Source organism: Dokdonia ponticola (assembly GCF_042653865.1).
Lineage (GTDB): Bacteria > Bacteroidota > Bacteroidia > Flavobacteriales > Flavobacteriaceae > Dokdonia > Dokdonia ponticola.
In genome coordinates this window covers 38,598-55,072 of record NZ_JBHSFV010000006.1, presented here as the reverse complement: position 1 = coordinate 55,072, position 16,475 = coordinate 38,598, and the positions used below count along the sequence as shown (strand labels likewise).

Annotated in this window: 16 protein-coding genes and 1 pseudogene; 16 read left to right on the top strand and 1 reads right to left on the bottom strand. The window is 35.8% G+C overall.

Features of this window, described 5'->3' with window-relative positions; genetic code table 11:
* Positions 1 to 59: 59 nt before the first annotated feature.
* The 8 genes from ACFO3O_RS10975 (at position 60) to ACFO3O_RS10940 (ending at position 8,776) form a co-directional block, all read left to right on the top strand.
* Positions 60 to 2,873: a M16 family metallopeptidase gene (locus tag ACFO3O_RS10975; protein ID WP_379979076.1), complete on the top strand. Its 2,814-nt coding sequence runs from the start codon at positions 60 to 62 to the stop codon at positions 2,871 to 2,873.
* Positions 2,874 to 3,476: 603 nt separating this feature from the next.
* A complete protein-coding gene (locus ACFO3O_RS10970; protein ID WP_379979074.1) occupies positions 3,477 to 4,982 on the top strand; it encodes a BCCT family transporter in 1,506 nt (501 codons plus the stop codon).
* A 307-nt stretch (positions 4,983 to 5,289) separates the two neighbouring features.
* Positions 5,290 to 6,171, top strand: a complete 882-nt coding sequence (locus ACFO3O_RS10965) for a hypothetical protein (RefSeq protein WP_379978682.1) — start codon at positions 5,290 to 5,292, stop codon at positions 6,169 to 6,171.
* On the top strand, positions 6,168 to 7,082 hold the full coding sequence (locus ACFO3O_RS10960; protein WP_379978680.1) for an S-4TM family putative pore-forming effector: 915 nt from the start codon (positions 6,168 to 6,170) through the stop codon (positions 7,080 to 7,082). Before ACFO3O_RS10965 ends, ACFO3O_RS10960 begins: the two co-directional genes overlap by 4 nt.
* 230 nt (positions 7,083 to 7,312) lie before the next feature.
* Positions 7,313 to 7,504 (top strand): hypothetical protein, encoded by a 192-nt coding sequence (locus ACFO3O_RS10955; protein ID WP_379978678.1) that lies wholly within the window; start codon positions 7,313 to 7,315, stop codon positions 7,502 to 7,504.
* 111 nt (positions 7,505 to 7,615) lie between these two features.
* A complete protein-coding gene (locus ACFO3O_RS10950) occupies positions 7,616 to 7,861 on the top strand; it encodes a hypothetical protein (protein ID WP_379978676.1) in 246 nt (81 codons plus the stop codon).
* A 256-nt stretch (positions 7,862 to 8,117) separates the two neighbouring features.
* Positions 8,118 to 8,441: a hypothetical protein gene (locus ACFO3O_RS10945; protein WP_379978674.1), complete on the top strand. Its 324-nt coding sequence runs from the start codon at positions 8,118 to 8,120 to the stop codon at positions 8,439 to 8,441.
* A gap of 125 nt (positions 8,442 to 8,566) precedes the next feature.
* Positions 8,567 to 8,776 carry a hypothetical protein gene (locus ACFO3O_RS10940; RefSeq protein ID WP_379978672.1) on the top strand — a complete coding sequence of 70 codons (210 nt, stop codon included), beginning with the start codon at positions 8,567 to 8,569 and terminating at the stop codon, positions 8,774 to 8,776.
* A gap of 27 nt (positions 8,777 to 8,803) precedes the next feature.
* Here the strand turns inward: ACFO3O_RS10940 and ACFO3O_RS10935 are convergent.
* Positions 8,804 to 9,155: pseudogene (locus tag ACFO3O_RS10935) on the bottom strand (transposase); the annotation flags it as partial.
* Between the two features lie 118 nt (positions 9,156 to 9,273).
* Between ACFO3O_RS10935 and ACFO3O_RS10930 the strand changes: the two are divergent.
* From ACFO3O_RS10930 to ACFO3O_RS10895, 8 genes are all read left to right on the top strand, one after another.
* The gene (locus ACFO3O_RS10930; RefSeq protein WP_379978670.1) at positions 9,274 to 10,404 is read left to right on the top strand and encodes a hypothetical protein; all 1,131 of its coding nucleotides are present in this window, start codon (positions 9,274 to 9,276) and stop codon (positions 10,402 to 10,404) included.
* Positions 10,405 to 10,446: 42 nt separating this feature from the next.
* Entirely contained in the window at positions 10,447 to 10,590 is a 144-nt protein-coding gene (locus ACFO3O_RS10925) for a hypothetical protein (RefSeq protein ID WP_379978668.1), read from the top strand.
* Positions 10,591 to 11,047: 457 nt separating this feature from the next.
* Positions 11,048 to 11,653, top strand: a complete 606-nt coding sequence (locus ACFO3O_RS10920; protein WP_379978666.1) for a hypothetical protein — start codon at positions 11,048 to 11,050, stop codon at positions 11,651 to 11,653.
* A 145-nt stretch (positions 11,654 to 11,798) separates the two neighbouring features.
* Entirely contained in the window at positions 11,799 to 12,293 is a 495-nt protein-coding gene (locus ACFO3O_RS10915) for a DUF2306 domain-containing protein (protein WP_379978664.1), read from the top strand.
* Between the two features lie 114 nt (positions 12,294 to 12,407).
* Positions 12,408 to 12,803, top strand: coding sequence for a DUF2721 domain-containing protein (locus ACFO3O_RS10910; RefSeq protein ID WP_379978662.1), 396 nt, complete (start codon positions 12,408 to 12,410; stop codon positions 12,801 to 12,803).
* A gap of 30 nt (positions 12,804 to 12,833) precedes the next feature.
* Positions 12,834 to 13,376 (top strand): DinB family protein, encoded by a 543-nt coding sequence (locus tag ACFO3O_RS10905; protein ID WP_379978660.1) that lies wholly within the window; start codon positions 12,834 to 12,836, stop codon positions 13,374 to 13,376.
* A gap of 178 nt (positions 13,377 to 13,554) precedes the next feature.
* Entirely contained in the window at positions 13,555 to 14,640 is a 1,086-nt protein-coding gene (locus tag ACFO3O_RS10900) for a ligand-binding sensor domain-containing protein (RefSeq protein ID WP_379978658.1), read from the top strand.
* A 37-nt stretch (positions 14,641 to 14,677) separates the two neighbouring features.
* Entirely contained in the window at positions 14,678 to 16,426 is a 1,749-nt protein-coding gene (locus tag ACFO3O_RS10895) for a carbamoyltransferase C-terminal domain-containing protein (RefSeq protein WP_379978656.1), read from the top strand.
* Positions 16,427 to 16,475 lie beyond the last annotated feature (49 nt).

Below are 16,475 nucleotides of genomic sequence, written 5' to 3'. Positions count from 1 at the left end.
TGACGATAAAAAAATCTTTACAACTAGCGTTTATAGTACTTATACTCTCTAGTTTTTTTATGGCATGTACAGATAGTACCAAGAGTGGTGATAGCGAAGAAAGCGCATCACTCTCTATAGATTATGAAAAGTACGAGCTTGAAAACGGACTTGATGTCATATTACATCAAGATAAAAGTGATCCTATTGTTTCACTAGCCATTCAGTATGGAGTAGGCTCTAATCGTGAAAAGACAGGACGCACAGGATTTGCGCACCTTTTTGAGCATATGTTATTCCAAGAATCAGAAAATGTACCTCAAGATCAATTCTTCAAAAAGATCCAAGATGCTGGGGGAACCCTGAATGGAGGAACTTGGAAAGATGGTACCATTTACTATGAAGTAGTTCCTAACAACGCTATGGAAATGGTGATGTGGTTAGAAAGTGATCGTATGGGGTATTTAATCAATACCGTGACTGAAGCTGCTTTTTACAACCAACAAGAAGTCGTTCAAAACGAGAAGCGTCAGCGTGTGGATAACAATCCTTACGGACATACCAACTGGGTGCTTGACAAAAACATCTATCCAGAAGGACACCCGTATAACTGGCAAGTGATCGGTGAACTGGTAGATCTTCAAAATGCCACGATTGATGATGTAAAAGAATTCTACGCAAAATACTACGGTCCTAATAATGCGACTTTAGTACTTGCGGGAGATTTTGAAACAGAAGAAGCCAAAGCGATGATCGAAAAGTATTTTGGTGAAATCAAAAGAGGACAAGAGGTTCCTAAATTAGAACCACAACGTGTGACGCTTTCAGAAACGAAGCGTTTATACCACGAGGATAATTTCGCGCAAGCGCCACAATTAAATATGGTGTGGCCTACCGTAGAGCAATATACAGAGGATGCGTATGCTTTAAATTTCTTAGCAGAAATCTTATCCAGAGGAAAAGAAGCGCCTATTTACGAAGTATTAGTCAAAGAAAAAGAATTGACCTCTAATGCCTTTGCCTACAACAACGCACAAGAATTAGCAGGAGAATTTCACATTGTAGTCACTGCGAGTGCAGGAAAAGACCTAGATGATGTAGAAGCAGGGATTTTTGAAGCGATGCAACGTTTTGAAACGAATGGTATCAAAGAAGGAGACGTAGATCGTATCAAAGCAAGCCTTGAAACCGATTTCTATAATGGAATTAGTAGTGTATTAGGAAAGTCTTTCCAAATGGCACAATACAATGTATTTGCTGGAGAACCTAGCTTTATCGAAAAAGATATAGAAAACATTAAGAAGGTCACTGAGGCAGATATTATGCGTGTATACAACACCTACATCAAAGACAAGCCATACGTAGTAACAAGTTTTGTTCCTAAAGGACAATTAGACTTGATTGCTGAAAATTCTGTGAAAGCCCCTGTGGTAGAAGAAGCAATTACAGAAAATATAACTAAAGAAATCAAAGAAGAAGCAGACGCCGTTGTTGTAAAAACACCTTCTGTTTTTGATCGCTCCGTAGAGCCTGCTCAAGGACCTTCGCCAGCTTTAAATATTCCTAGTAGCTGGACAGCTGAGCTTTCTAATGGCATGGAAGTATATGGGATTGAGCAAAACGAAATACCAACCGTTAACTTTAATCTTGTGATTGAAGGAGGACACTTACTAGACTCTAAAGATAAAAATGGGGTGGCTAACTTGATGACTGATATCATGATGGAAGGAACAGCTACTAAAACACCAGCAGAGTTAGAAAAAGCGATTCAAACTCTAGGGGCGAGTATCAGAATGTACACCACTCGTGAGTCTATCGTGATCCAAGGAAATACGCTGACACGTAACTTTGATGCTACCATGGATTTGATAGAAGAAATCCTTCTAGAACCTCGTTGGGATGAAGAAGAGTTTGGTCGCATCAAAATAGCGACGATTAATGATATTAAACGCTCTAGTGCAAATCCTAATGTGATTGCAAATAACATCTATACAAAAACATTGTATGGTGAGGATCACATCTTCTCGTACCCTACCAGTGGTACAGAGGCTTCGGTAAATGCGATTACGATGGATGATGTAAAAGCATTCTACAACAACAATTTCTCACCGTCGATCAGTCGTTTTCATATTGTAGGAAAGATTCAAAAAGAAAAAGTACTAGAGTCTTTAAAAGATTTGGAAACCAAATGGGCAGCCAAAGAAGTGAACATCCCTACCTATGAGATTCCTGCACAAAGAGACAAGTCTTCCTTATTATTTGTAGATGTTCCTAATGCAAAACAATCTGTAATTAATATTGGATACATTGGACTAGCACGTTCTGATAAAGATTTCTATCCTGCGGAAGTGATGAATTATAAACTAGGAGGTGCGTTTAACGGTGTGGTCAATACCATTCTTCGTGAAGAGAAAGGATATACGTACGGAGCCCGAACACGTTTTAGCGGATCAAAAATTCCAGGTACCTTTACCGCTTCTTCTAGCGTACGTACCAATACAACAGGAGAATCTGTACAAATCTTCAAAGATGCAATTGCTGACTATAAAGAAGGAATTTCTGAAGAAGATCTTGAGTTTACAAAGAACGCTTTGATCAAGTCAAACGCACGCCGTTTTGAAACACAAGGCGCTTTATTAGGGATGTTACAAGAGATGAGTGCGTATGATCTTCCTGCTAATTATATTGAGGGTGAAGAAAATACGGTACGTACCATGACCCTTGAGCAGCACAAAGCACTTGCTAACAAGTATCTAGATGAGTCAAAAATGGCATATCTAGTAGTAGGTGATGCCGCTACACAATACGCACAGTTTGAAAAAATGGGCTTTGATGAAGTGAAGTTATTAGATAAAGACGGAAATGAAACTGAGCTGAAACCAGTAAAACAGTAACCATAATTAAGTAATCATATTAAAGGGACATCGCTCGATGTCCCTTTTTTTATGGTTTCATTTCCCGTTTCCCCGCCCTAAAGGAAACGGAAAATGAAGCCCTAACATTAATAAAGAACACATCCACTTTTTAGAAATGAGGAAAAGATGTGTTTGGCGTGGAGAAATCTCATTTTAAATACACTAAACTTAATCATTAAATTAATAGACTTTTTTAATCACAATTTACTTTACTTTCTTTTTTTCATTGCCAAAAAAAGAAACAAAAAGGTCTAGGCTGGCGAAAGGGTGTCTAAATTTATTGTTCAATTCCTGAATTTCCCAAACTCGCTACGCTCAAACAGTGTGAAATTCTACGGAATCTTCACTTCAAATTTTACGACACCCTTTCGAAGGCCGAAATAACAAAAAGATACATTGTAACGCACCCAATCCCGAAGAAAATGGAAAAAGGTTTGTTCGCTTTTAAAAAAAGCTATTCAAATGTCCTAAAATAGCGTACTACTTTAAAATAGAACACATTCATTTCCCGTTTCCCCACCTTAAAGAGAGCGGAAATGAAAATTTAAGTACCTTCGTGATTCATCCTAAAACCCACACTTCCTGACACACCTAGCACACATCAAAAAATACCCTGTCCTTACCCTTTCAATTGGGATATTGCTGTTATTTGCTGTGGTAGTGTTTGTAGACCCTGCGGGGTTTTACAACACCATAGCCCAAGCCTCGTTGTGGGTACGCACGTGGTTTGGGACGTTCTATCTCTACCTCGGTCTCGGTTGTGTGCTGTTTATGCTTGTCGTGGCATTTTCCCGATTTGGGAAACAAAAATTAGGTTGCCCAGAAGATCGCCCTGAGTTTTCGCGTTGGGCGTGGATTGCCATGCTGTATAGTGCCGGTATGGGCGCAGGGATTCTCCTACGTGCCGTACAAGAGCCTGTATTTATGCAACAAAACCCACCGATACAAACGGGAGCTTCGGCAGAAACGATTGCCTTAGAATACACCTTTTACCAGTGGGGATTTACCGCTTGGGCGTTTTACGGACTTTTCGCCTTGATTATTGGCTATTCCCTATTCACTAAAAAACGATCAGCGTTAATGAGTGCTTCCATACAAAGTATCACCCAACGGAAAACCGTGACCCATAGCATTGATATTCTCGCTACGGTCACCACCGTTTTTGGACTCGTCGGTGCAGTGGGATTAGGCACCACCCAAATTAATGGTGGTCTCAATCACATCACCCAAGGTGATTTCGGATTGTGGACCACCATCGGCATTACGGGCTGTATCGCCCTCCTCGCCTTTCTCTCCGTTTGGAAAGGCATGCACAAAGGCATCAAACGTATTTCGACGCTCAATATTTGGATTACTCTTGCCATATTGATCTATGTGTTTGTACAAAGTGATATGGTTGCGGTGGTGTCCGCTTTCGCGAAAGCGGTCTCCCGCTACCTCAAAGAGTTTATTCCCCTCAGTCTTGCGTTAGGAGATTACAATCCTGGCGAGGCCTTTCTCACCGACTGGACGTATTATTACTGGGCATTTTGGATCGCCTGGGCACCCTTTACAGGTATTTTTATTGCCCGTATTTCCCGCGGTCGAAGCATCAGAGAATTGGTGCTCGGCGTACTCATCATCCCCGCCATGGGAACGTTTTTCTGGTTTAGTGTCTTTGGCGATAGCGCCTTTACCCTCATCGAACAGTGGGGGAGCTACAACAACGAATTTGGCAATGTCTTCTCTTCTATTTTTGTGTTTTTTGAGCAGTATCCCTTGGCGAGTGTCCTCAATATCATTACGCTGATTTTATTGGTTAGTTTTCTCGTCACCTCGGTAGATTCTGCGGTGTTTGTGTTGAGCATGTTCACCGATAACGGCAACCCCGAACCCAAACGTAGGTACCGTCTTATTTGGTCTGTAGGCATTGCTCTATTTGCCATCGCCATGCTGATCCTCGGTAATGCCCGTCCGGACATAGACGTCCTCCAAGCCCTCCAAAAATTATTGATCATCACCTCCCTCCCATTTGCCTTGTTTATGGTGGTCATGGCAGGGGTGTTTTTGTGGGACATACGAAAGAGGAAATCGGAAATTGGAAATTAGAAATCGGGATCTTAGAAATAGGTCTTTTCAAACTGATGTATTGTTTTATTTTTTGGGAATGTGGGAAACCGTAAAGAAGTTAGGTTAGGAATGGGTATGTTTATGGGTGATTGCAAACATTTATGAGTTTTTATAGCCTTTTGTATACGTTAAAACAAAACGATATTGTGTAAAAGTAGTTCACAAACAATAGATTAACGCTTTATTATTGATGAAAATTAGTAGTAGTTTTGTGAATGGGTATACCCAAAAGAAATATCGTGAATGTGTAATATAAACAAGTTGTACCCAATTAAAACAAACATAAATGGCAAGAACAATAGAGCAAGGATTTGAGACTTTAATATCTTGGTTAGTACCTCTCACATCAGAGCATGAAAAAGCAACTAAACACAAATCAACCGTGAGTTCCTGTCTTACTAATAATTTCCACTGTACTAGCCTCTTTGAAACTGGTTCTTTTGGTAATGGAACTGGTGTTAGACATTATAGTGACACGGACTATTTTGCGGTAATCCCTGGAAACAAACTATACACGAATTCTGGAACAAGTTTAAAATTGACTAAAGAAGCCTTGCAAAAGACTTTTTGGTCTACAACGGGAATTGTAGTTTCTTGCCCAGCTGTCAAAATACCATTTGGCACATATAAGTCTGAAGAACTGGAAGTTACTCCATGTTGTAATGCTGGCTTAGTGCTGACAACCCTAGGTAATTTTCGACAGTATGAAATTGCCGATTGCAGCGGTGGTTGGATGCATAGCAGTCCTCGTGCACATAATGCCTATGTTGAAAATCACGATAAAAGATTGAATGGAAAGTTAAAACCTTTGATTCAGCTTATCAAAGCTTGGAAATACTATAATGATGTCCCTTTAAGCTCTTTTTACCTTGAATTACGTATTACAAAATATTCCGAATCAGAAACGGTAATTGTTTATGATATTGATGTAAAAAACGTGCTCAAAAAGCTACTTGACAATGAATTGGCATCAATTAGAGATCCAATGGGGATTTCTGGATTAATTGCTTCCAGTAGTACACAAGTAAAGAAAGAAACTTCTTTGTCAAGATTAAGAACTGCTGTTTCTAGGGCAGAAAAAGCCGCTGTAGCAAAATCAAAAGAGAATTTTGATGATGTATTCTACTGGTGGAATTTATTGTTTAATAACAAATTTCCTGCAAGATGAATAAGATTTCAATAAAACAAAACGAACAAAAGCAATTAGAACGACTAGCAGCTCAGAGGGAAATTTATTCGTTCGCAAAAAAACTTCATTTAGTCCAAATAATCCTAACAGTCTTTTTACCAATAGCTTTTTTTATTATTAGTTCAATCTATACATCATTTATTGCTTACTCAGCTTTATTCGGAATATTAGCTTTTGTAGTAGATGGTGTTTTCATCACACCACTAATCAAAAATCAAAAGAATAAAGCCGCAAAAATTCAAGAATTGTTTGATTGTGAAGTTTTAGAACTTGATAAATCTCCGTTAAAGGTAGCTACAGACGTAAGTGTTGAGGAAATATTATTAAATTATAATGCTCATAAAAAAATAGCTGCCAATATTGAAAATATAAGAGACTGGTATCCGACAAATATTACAGATTTACCAATATCAATCGCTAGAATAATCTGTCAAAGAGCAAATTGCTGGTGGGATTCTACACTAAGAATCAGGTATTCAAACTTTCTAAAGTACTTTGCGATTGTTGTCTTACTCTCAATTTTTATTGTTTCATTTTTTAATAAATCAGAGGTTACTGAGTTAACCTTATTTCTAAGTGGTTTAATCCCGTTTTTTCAATTTTGTAATAAAGAGTCTTTTGAGCATCATGATGCAGCAGAGCGATTGAATGAATTAGTTCAATATTCTGAAAGCATTTGGCAAGAAGCAATCAATACCCCAGAAGACTACCATAGAAATAAATTGAATTCTAGAAGACTTCAAGATGAAATTTTTGAGCATAGGTCTAAAAGTCCTCTAATTCTGGACAAGTTTTACAATCTATTTAGAGACCAAAATGAAGTACTAATGAATAGAACCTCTGAAATACTTATAGAAGAAGCGAAAGAAAAAATAAATAAAAGCCGCTAACAATACCTGTAATCTTCGCTGGTGCACGATTGTATCGCGTTCCAAAAACTAAAATATAATTAAAGTGCTTTGTTTTCTAATGGCAAAAGATAACAGATACTTTATTTAGAATTCACTTTTAACTTACCACACGAAACCATCGTGCGGTAGCGGCAGAGATCTGACAATGCAATGATACGGCGTTGGAAATTAAAAATAAATCAATTACTAAAAATTTAAAAACACAACAAATGAAGATAAAACTTATAGACAAAGAAACAAAAAACGAATTAGGACAAATAAATTTAGATATTCTTCCTAAACAAAAGGATTTTATTGAATTTAACGGCAAAGTGTTAGTTGTCTGCTCAGTAATACATTCTGAATCAATAATAAAAATTGTAACACGAGAAACTGATTCAGAATATAATATCACTTGGTAGTTTTTTATAATAGAGAATTTTCTTTAAATGAATTTAAGCTACTACCGTATAATACCATCTTGAAACAGGCATGGTCATAAGAATAATAGCTTTAGTTTAAAATAATTAAATATGAATAAAAAAGAATTATACCCATTTGCTTTACTTAATCATTTAGCAAAAAAAATATATGCACAAGAAGCTAAAATTGACTTAATTCTAGACTATATCATTGAAAAAAATAATTTACCTGAGTCTATGTATGACAAAATAAAAGAAACAGTAATTAAATCAAATATTGAATGTTTAAAAGATATAGATGTAATTTATGACAATATTGATGATAATAATTTCAATGATAATGATTTTTTAAAATAATAATTTACTTTTCTTTTTATATATATTCCTCCGCTGGTCCCCCGCTGGTGCGCGATATCGCGTTCCAAAACCAATCCCCCCGCTGGTGCGCGATTGTATCATGTTCCGAAAGCCCACGCCGAGAAGCAATTGTATCGCGTGGATAGAAAATACGAGTAAGAACGATGCACTTTAGCATTTTGATATTTTGATTTTCAATGAGAACACATTCAAAAAAACATATAGTAGATTTATTAATAATGACTGAAAGATAGAAATGCATAAGAAACTAAAATGGACTTTTAGAATGGCACTGGGAAGTTTTACGTTGTTAATGATAGCCTTACTCATTAACTACTTTCGTGAACCATTACTTGGAATTAAAGAAGGGTATGCGCCTCATAACTTTAGTTTCAATTTTTTATTTTTTCTTCCTGCAATTTTAACATCACTTGGGCTAGCAATTGCTGTAGTAGGACGAACAATTAAACATTGGAAAAAATGGGGAGACTTGAATAGAAAACTACTATTTTTCGGGCTATCAAGTCCAGTAATTTTATTAGTTGCTTTTCAAATAATTAGAATACTGACTATTGAATAAAAAACCGCTGGTGCGCGATGGTATCGCATTCCAAAAGCAACTATAGCCCTAAAATACACTTCATTACTGAATCGTTTTCTAAAAAATAACGGTTATTAAATTTTCATAATGTAGCCCTAAAAATAATGAGCCGTAATTACAAATTTCATAATCCTGAGGGACTCTATTTTGTAAGTTTTGCAGTCGTAAATTGGCTTGATGTTTTTACAAGAAATCAATACAAGGATATCTTAATAGATAGCTTATCATTTTGTCAAAAAGAAAGCAGTGCTGTTGACTATGCTGGGGAAGAAGGTTTATTAAATGATGTTATCGTGTTTAGAATGTACTTTTAACTCACCACACGATACCATCGTGCGGTAGCGGAGGTAAATTTCTCTACAAGCCTTGTTGTATTTACAGGCAGAAAACGCACATAAAAACAATAAATTCCTAAGCTTTTTATTACCTACTTTATTGATCCTACTCCTTCCTCTCACACTGCTACCAGATTCTCGTATGGTATGCGTAATTCCCACATAACTACAAAGCTGTTCAGCACGTTCAAATTTTAAAAATCCATCTGTAGAAACAATTAAAAACAAAGCTGTCTTCTCCCATTCCAGGAATACTTTTAAGTAACGTAAGTTGCTCTTGTTGATCTTCTTTTACCAGTTTTAATAGACGTAATTCAATAGCTTTAATTTCCTTTTTAAGGTGTGTATACTTCCCCTTTTTAGGGAAGCCTACACTATTTTTATTCCCATTGTGGAAAACCGTAAAGAATTATGAAATAGGAAGGTTAGATTTGAATTTATTAATACGTGATAATATATTTAAACTAACATCTAACATGATAAAAAAACTACTTCTCATTTCTTTTATAATCTTGTCTCAGACCCTGAGGGCCAACGGAAATTCAATTCTTGTAACAGAATCAACAATTTCTTTAGATCTAGACCAAAGCGAAGAGTTATACTTTAGTTTTGCTGAAGGAGATATTATTGAGTTTGATTTAGAAATGGTAAAGGGGAAACACCTAAAAGAAGTCGAGATCATAGAACTGCCTTCTAATAGAGTTTTTTCTGATTTTAAAACCAAAGGGTTTACAAAAAAACAGCTTCAAATACGAAATAAAGGCATCTATAAATTTCGATTTTATAGTTCTTCTCTTACTAGAAGAGTATGTAAAATCAAAATATTCCGAACTCCAGAAAGTGAACAAACAAAAGACTTTAACACCAACTGGAAATGGAAAACTATTCGAGATACGATCTATACGCCGTACACAATCGATAGTATCACTGGATATAAGAACGTAAAATTTAAAGAAACCTTCAAAGAACTTATTAAAACAGAAACCATAGAAGACCTCATTCTTAACAAGAATCAGAGAGTACATTCTTATTATAATGAAAATAGTAGTAGTACATATCTGAGAGTAGATTTACCAAACCCCTCATATTCTGATTTGAAAGAGGAAAAAATAATTGCTTGGGCATATTGGATTGGAGTTGGAGAAGAAGCACAGGAATCCTATAAACAAAATGTAATGATTGTTGGTGATCTCGCTAAAAATGCTTCTTCTATGTACTTAACACCTCTAGGTAGCTTAGCTATCGGCGCTATAACAGAATTAATAATTCCAAAAATAGGTGAAGATGTTCACTATGCTTTTATACCTGATTATGAAAATGCACAAAAATATATAAATGGAGAAACCTATTTACAGTTTGACACTGGGAAAGGAATTGCTGCTTATGGTAAAAACTCGAACCAAACACAAGGAACATTTTATATAGGATTATATAATGATAACCAAATTCAAGGAATAAATGTTGAAGTTAAAATTATAATCATCAAGGAAGTAAAAACGTACGCATATGTAACCTATGATAGAGAACGGCAAGACCCTATTGTAGTTACTTTAGATAAGATTAGAACAACAGTAAATGAAACAAAAACCCGAGTTCCTGTTGAGTAATTTTTTTTAAAAATATAAATCTAACTATAAAATATAGACAGTATGATACTTGGAATTGTTGGCCCCTTTCAGTTAATTTTATTATTACTAATTCCTGCTGGAATATTCTTTTTAGGCTTTTTTCTTGGAAAAAAATCTGGATATATAAAACGAATAAAAGAAACTGAAAAACAACATAAACTATAAAACCTGATTTAACGGAAGTGATGCGTATTCAAAATTTGATGAGTTTGTGAAAAAATGATATCCTTTTCGAACAGTTTCCTAGAGATAGTAGCATCTCTGATTTAAAATACAATTCGTTGAAAAGCTATTCTTGATAGGTACGCTTTCGCGAAAGCGTAAACCAATTGAATTGAAAAATATACTGTACTTTTATTATTCGATAAAAACAAGAAATGAAGTGAGCCAAAAAGATATCCAACTCACTTTATATCTTGTGTGTCACTACCAATTTAAACCCGTATTATGCATTAGAACTTCGTAATGATGCTTAAAGAAGTAATAAAATATGGCATTTTCTGAGTTTTAGCATAGCATCGCTATGGTTAAACTTAAAAATGTAGTGTAACGGTATATTTTGAAGCTTATTTAAGTTGTAATAGATTTTCTAATGCATAATGCGGGTTAAAACTCTCCGTAAATGCAAAAAATAGTCTTTATTTTAATTTTAAGCCTTCTATTTTTCTCTTGTGACAAAGATGATAATGAAATTCAAACTGAAGATTTCTCTCTTTTTTTAGAGAGAATAACGCCTCTATTTTCGGCCTCTTTAGATAATGAAATATTAAACTGGGGATTTGGACTAGGAACATATCAAACTAACATAGCGTATTGGAATCCAAATGGAGATGCAACAAATCCAAATCGCTATTTAAGATTTGTCTTGAATCAAGAAAATGGAGATAATCAATTTTTGATAAGGACACCGCTATATGATACTTCTTCTGATATTGAATTTGATACTGTTTTTGGGCTTGGTATAAAAACAATAGGCAATTCTGATGATGACTTTTTTATACGTATTAGAAATGTAAATGAAGAATACTCAATTTGTGATATTGACGTTGACTATCAAATTGAAATTTTAAAAACAGAAGAAATAATAGATGATGACCCTAGTGAAATGGGATTAAAAGTTTGGATTAAAATTGATGACTTATCTTTAAATGAATGTAATCCTGATTATACTAAAAACTTAACTAATGGACTTATTTTGGCTAGATTTATTGGTTACAAATTTGAATAAACCTATTGCTAATTGTTAATACAGCTAACCATTTCGCAACGCTATATTTTTAAATTTCACAGTCCATCCTTTATTTTCAACAATTCAGAACTATAATATAGTTTTTGCTAGTCTTCTAATTCATCTTTGTGTCAAACTTTAAAAGATGCCACAGGACTTCATAGGATGGGTTCACACACTTGCAGCAATACTAGCTTTACTAGCTGGAAGCTTGATTTTAGCAAAGACAAAAGGAACATCGCTACATAAAAAGACAGGACGAGTGTATGGAGTTTCAATGCTTATCGTTTGTTCAACGGCATTTATGATATATCGTGTACACAATACCTTTGGTATTTTACATGTCTTTGCGTTAATCAGCACGATAACCTTACTTTTAGGAATGCTTCCGCTGTATTTGAAAAGTTACAAAAATGCGATTGTAAGTCATTTATCTTGGATGTACTGGTCAGTTATTGGTCTATACTGTGCCTTTTCCGCTGAAATTTTGACACGTTTACCCATGATTTTGGACATTCAAAATACCCATGAAATATTTTATACCCTCGTTGGAGTATCAACTGGATTGGTAGGATTTATAGGAAGTCGATTTTTCAAAAAAAATAAAAATACTTGGGAGAAGCAGTTTGGTTCTTTGTAGCTATTTATTTTTTTAAAAATAGAATCGTGCACTAACAGCGTACTAAAACACATAAAAACCACGCCACTTTAAAATGTAATGAGTACTTTAGTTTTTGTACAAAACAAAGTATTCATGGAAGAACTTACCCTAACCACGCCTGCCCTCTTATTTTCTGCAATTTCTCTGATTATGCTGGCGTATACCAATCGGTTTTTGGCCTATGCAGCCATCATACGGAACTTACATGATACCTATAAAAAGGAAAAAGATTCTGTGTTAATAGCGCAAATTAAGAATATAAAACAACGCTTATATCTGACACGTTCTATGCAAATTTTTGGCATCTCCAGTTTGTTATTATGTGTGCTTACCATGTTCCTAATTTACATCCAGCAACAAACCATTGCAGTTTGGGTATTTGGAGTAGCCCTCATTTTATTAATCCTTTCCTTAGCTTTTTTAATTTGGGAAATTCAAATTTCAGTGAAAGCTTTAGAACACCATATTGATGACATTGAAAATACATAAACTCGTATATTTAAAACAAAATCAGCGATCATGAAACATCTATTCATTCTATCGACCCTATTCCTTCTTTCTGCGAGCACATCATCTCTTATTGCGCAAGATCATCGTTTTGTAGAGGACTTTGTGGAGCGTTTGGAAAATTCTAAAAAGTATATCCTATTGGTAGCAGAAACAATGCCCGAAGACTCCTACAGCTACAAAGCTACTCCAGAATCCTTGTCCTTTGCCGAAAATTTGTTGCATATCGGATATGCATTAGATTGGCATAGCCAGTCATTATTGGGAGGACGTGCATCTAGAGAATGGAAAACAGACACTGTTTTTAAAGTAGCTGATAAATCAAAAGAAGACATGATTGCACTCATTGACCAAACCTTTGACCAAGCGATGCAATTGATCAAAGAATTTGACACCGCTCAACTAAATGACGAATTAGACTATTTTGGACTCAACAGATCTAAAAGGCAAATTTTCTTATTATTAGCAGACCATATCACACATCACAGGGCACAAATGCTGGTCTATATGAGATTAAACGGACTCGTACCTCCTAGGTATGTTTTGTTTCAATAGTATCAAATCTTGGTATCATAGGTTTTTTTCTGATAAAAACGCTTTCAGCATAGCCGAAGTGCCAAAGCAAAAAAAGTCTGTTCCTCTTTTTTAAAAATTTGACAGTTCGTTGACACTATTTTTACATCTAATCCTAACAAAAAAAGTGCTTTTGTTTTAGGTTTGAAAAAAATCTATCATGCAAAAAAGCAATTTAATCTCACAAATCTTTGTAGTTCTATTAGTTATTACTTTAGTGACTTCCTGTAAAGGACAATCTGCCTCTGAAAATGAGAAAACGCTACCAGAACACCCAAAGAAAGAAGCTTCTCAAATAGGTGAATATATCGTTGAAATTTTTGAGGATTCTCAAGGAAATCTTTGGTTTGGAACGCTAGAAAAAGGCGTTGCCAAGTATGACGGAGCATCTCTTAAATATTACACTACTGAAGATGGATTACCAAGTAACCGAGTGGTTAGTATGGAAGAAGATCAAGATGGAAATTTGTGGTTTGGAACAGGCGCAGGTATTTCTAAATATGACGGCAAAACATTTATAAATTTTACAAAAAGTGATGGGCTTTGTGAGGATAGTATTTCTAACCTTTTGATAGACAAAGCAGGAATCCTATGGATAGGCACTTGGAATGGTGTTTGTACCTTTGATGACACCACCTTCACCAAGGTGACGATCCCAAGACCTGCGATAAAAACACCGTTAAATAAAGGTACTGAAAATTGGGTAACAGCCCTTTTTGAAGATTCAAAAGGTAGGATTTGGATAAGTAGGGATGGGTACGGTATCACAAGGTATGACGGACGGACTTATGCTCATTTCACAAAAACTGATGGACTTGCTTCAAATAATGTGCAAACCGTTCAAGAAGATGCACAAGGGCATTTATGGTTTGGGTCAAGAGTGGGCGAAAAAGATAATCCAGATCCTGAAAAACGACAAGGTTCAGGTGGATTAAACAACTATGATGGAACAAAGGTTACTTCCTTCCCAAATCTAGATGGGCTACATCATAATGATGTGTATCAGATCTACAAAGATGCTAAAGAAAATCTATGGATCAGTACCATAAACAAGGGCATTTACACATACGATGGAGAACGTTTTACAAACTATCCAGTACTAGATCCTATCACTAAAAACCCAAAAGCTGTGATGACTTTTTTAGAAGACCGTAATGGGACTCTCTGGATCGGTTGCGCGGGTGGGCTTTTTAAACTGACATCAGAAGGTGTGGTAAACATCACCACAGAAGGGCCTTGGGATTAAATATTAAAAGAGACGTAAGAAAATAAGCGAACTCTTAATGAATTATCGTTTATTACAAGTAGAATTATTTAAGACACAAGAAGACGTGAACGACACAATATATGTACTTGGAACGGGACTTTCTCACGATGGTTCTGCCGTATTATTAAAAAATGGAAAAGTCTGTATTGCTATTGAAAAAGAACGGCTCACTAGAAAAAAACATGATGGCGGTAACGATACTGTAGCTATTCAATATTGTTTGGATGCCGAAGGAATAACACTAGAAGATATTTCATTAGTAGTGCAATGTGCCAACTTCGAAATCCCAGAAAGGGATTACCATAGAGGTAAAAGGCTCTTTACAAAAAAAGGATCACCTGAGGTTGTGAATATCTCTCATCACTTAGCCCATGCTTACAGCGCTGTGGGCACTTCCCCATTTAATGAATGTGCCGTGATGGTGATTGATGGATGTGGGAGTCCGCTTGAACAATACTTAGCCCTACACCCTGAAGAAAAACATCTAATTGCAGATACCATTCTTACTAGAAAAGTGATGCAATGTGAGAAAGATAGTTTTTATCATTTTGATGGGAAGAAACTTCAACCACTCTGGAAAGATTTTAGTACTATGACTAGGCATCATGATTATACGCTACAACTTCCAAGCACCCAACACTCTATCGGTGGATTTTATGCGGCAATAAGTCACTATGTGTTCGGTAATATGGATGATGTTGGAAAACTTATGGGACTAGCGCCTTTTGGTAAATCAGGCGTGTATGAGTTAGATGCATTTACTTTTAGAAAAGGAACGCTAGAAGTCATTGATGAGTGGAAAGCTGTACTTACAAATCCATCTCCAAGTTATGCTCATTTCAAACAGCATTTTGAGTATTATGCAAACATTGCTAAGTGGGCGCAAGAGCAAGTAGAAGAAGCCGTGATACAATGTATTAGCTCGCGTATGGAGAAATTTCCACATCAAAATTTATGCTATTCGGGAGGTGTTGCGCTAAATGCCGCGGCAAATCGGAAACTCATTGAAACAAACATCGCAGAGAACATCTACTTTGAACCTGCTGCTGCAGATAATGGTCTCGCATTAGGATGTGCCTTTTATGGATGGCTAGCCTATCTAGATAAAGATAAAGTGCCTCATAATGGTGATACCTGCTTTGGAAAAGTATATCCACAAAAGGATATTTTGAAAGCACTTAAAAAAGAACGAAGTAATCAGTACACCCAAAAAGTATTTGTGGATGAAAATGAAATGCTTCAACACCTGGCTTCCGAATTAAACTCAGGAAAAACAGTTGCATGGTTTCAAGCTGGATCTGAATTTGGCCCACGTTCTCTAGGCAGAAGAAGTATTTTAGCTCATCCTGGAAAAGACAACCTTCAATATCATATCAATACAAGCATAAAGTTTAGAGAAGATTTTCGTCCTTTCGCGCCAGCGGTATTAAAAAACTACGCTCACAAATATTTTGTGGCTGGGAGAGAAAGTCCGTATATGATTTTATTAGACCATACACGCCAAGAATATATAAACCAATTACAAAACGTAACTCATTGTGATGGAACCGCTCGGATACAAACCGTTGATGATGTATGGAATCCTAAATTTACAAAATTGTTAAAGGCATTTCAAGTAGAAAGTGGAATACCTATTTTACTAAACACTAGCCTTAATAAAAAAGGAATGCCTATGGTAGAAACCCCAGAAGAAGCAATGATACTATTTAAAGAAACTGCGCTAGAAATACTTGTTTTAGAAAATACTGTATTGACAAAAAAGTAAGTAATCGTATATACGAAGCTTACCTCAAAACCTATTCAACGTACTATTT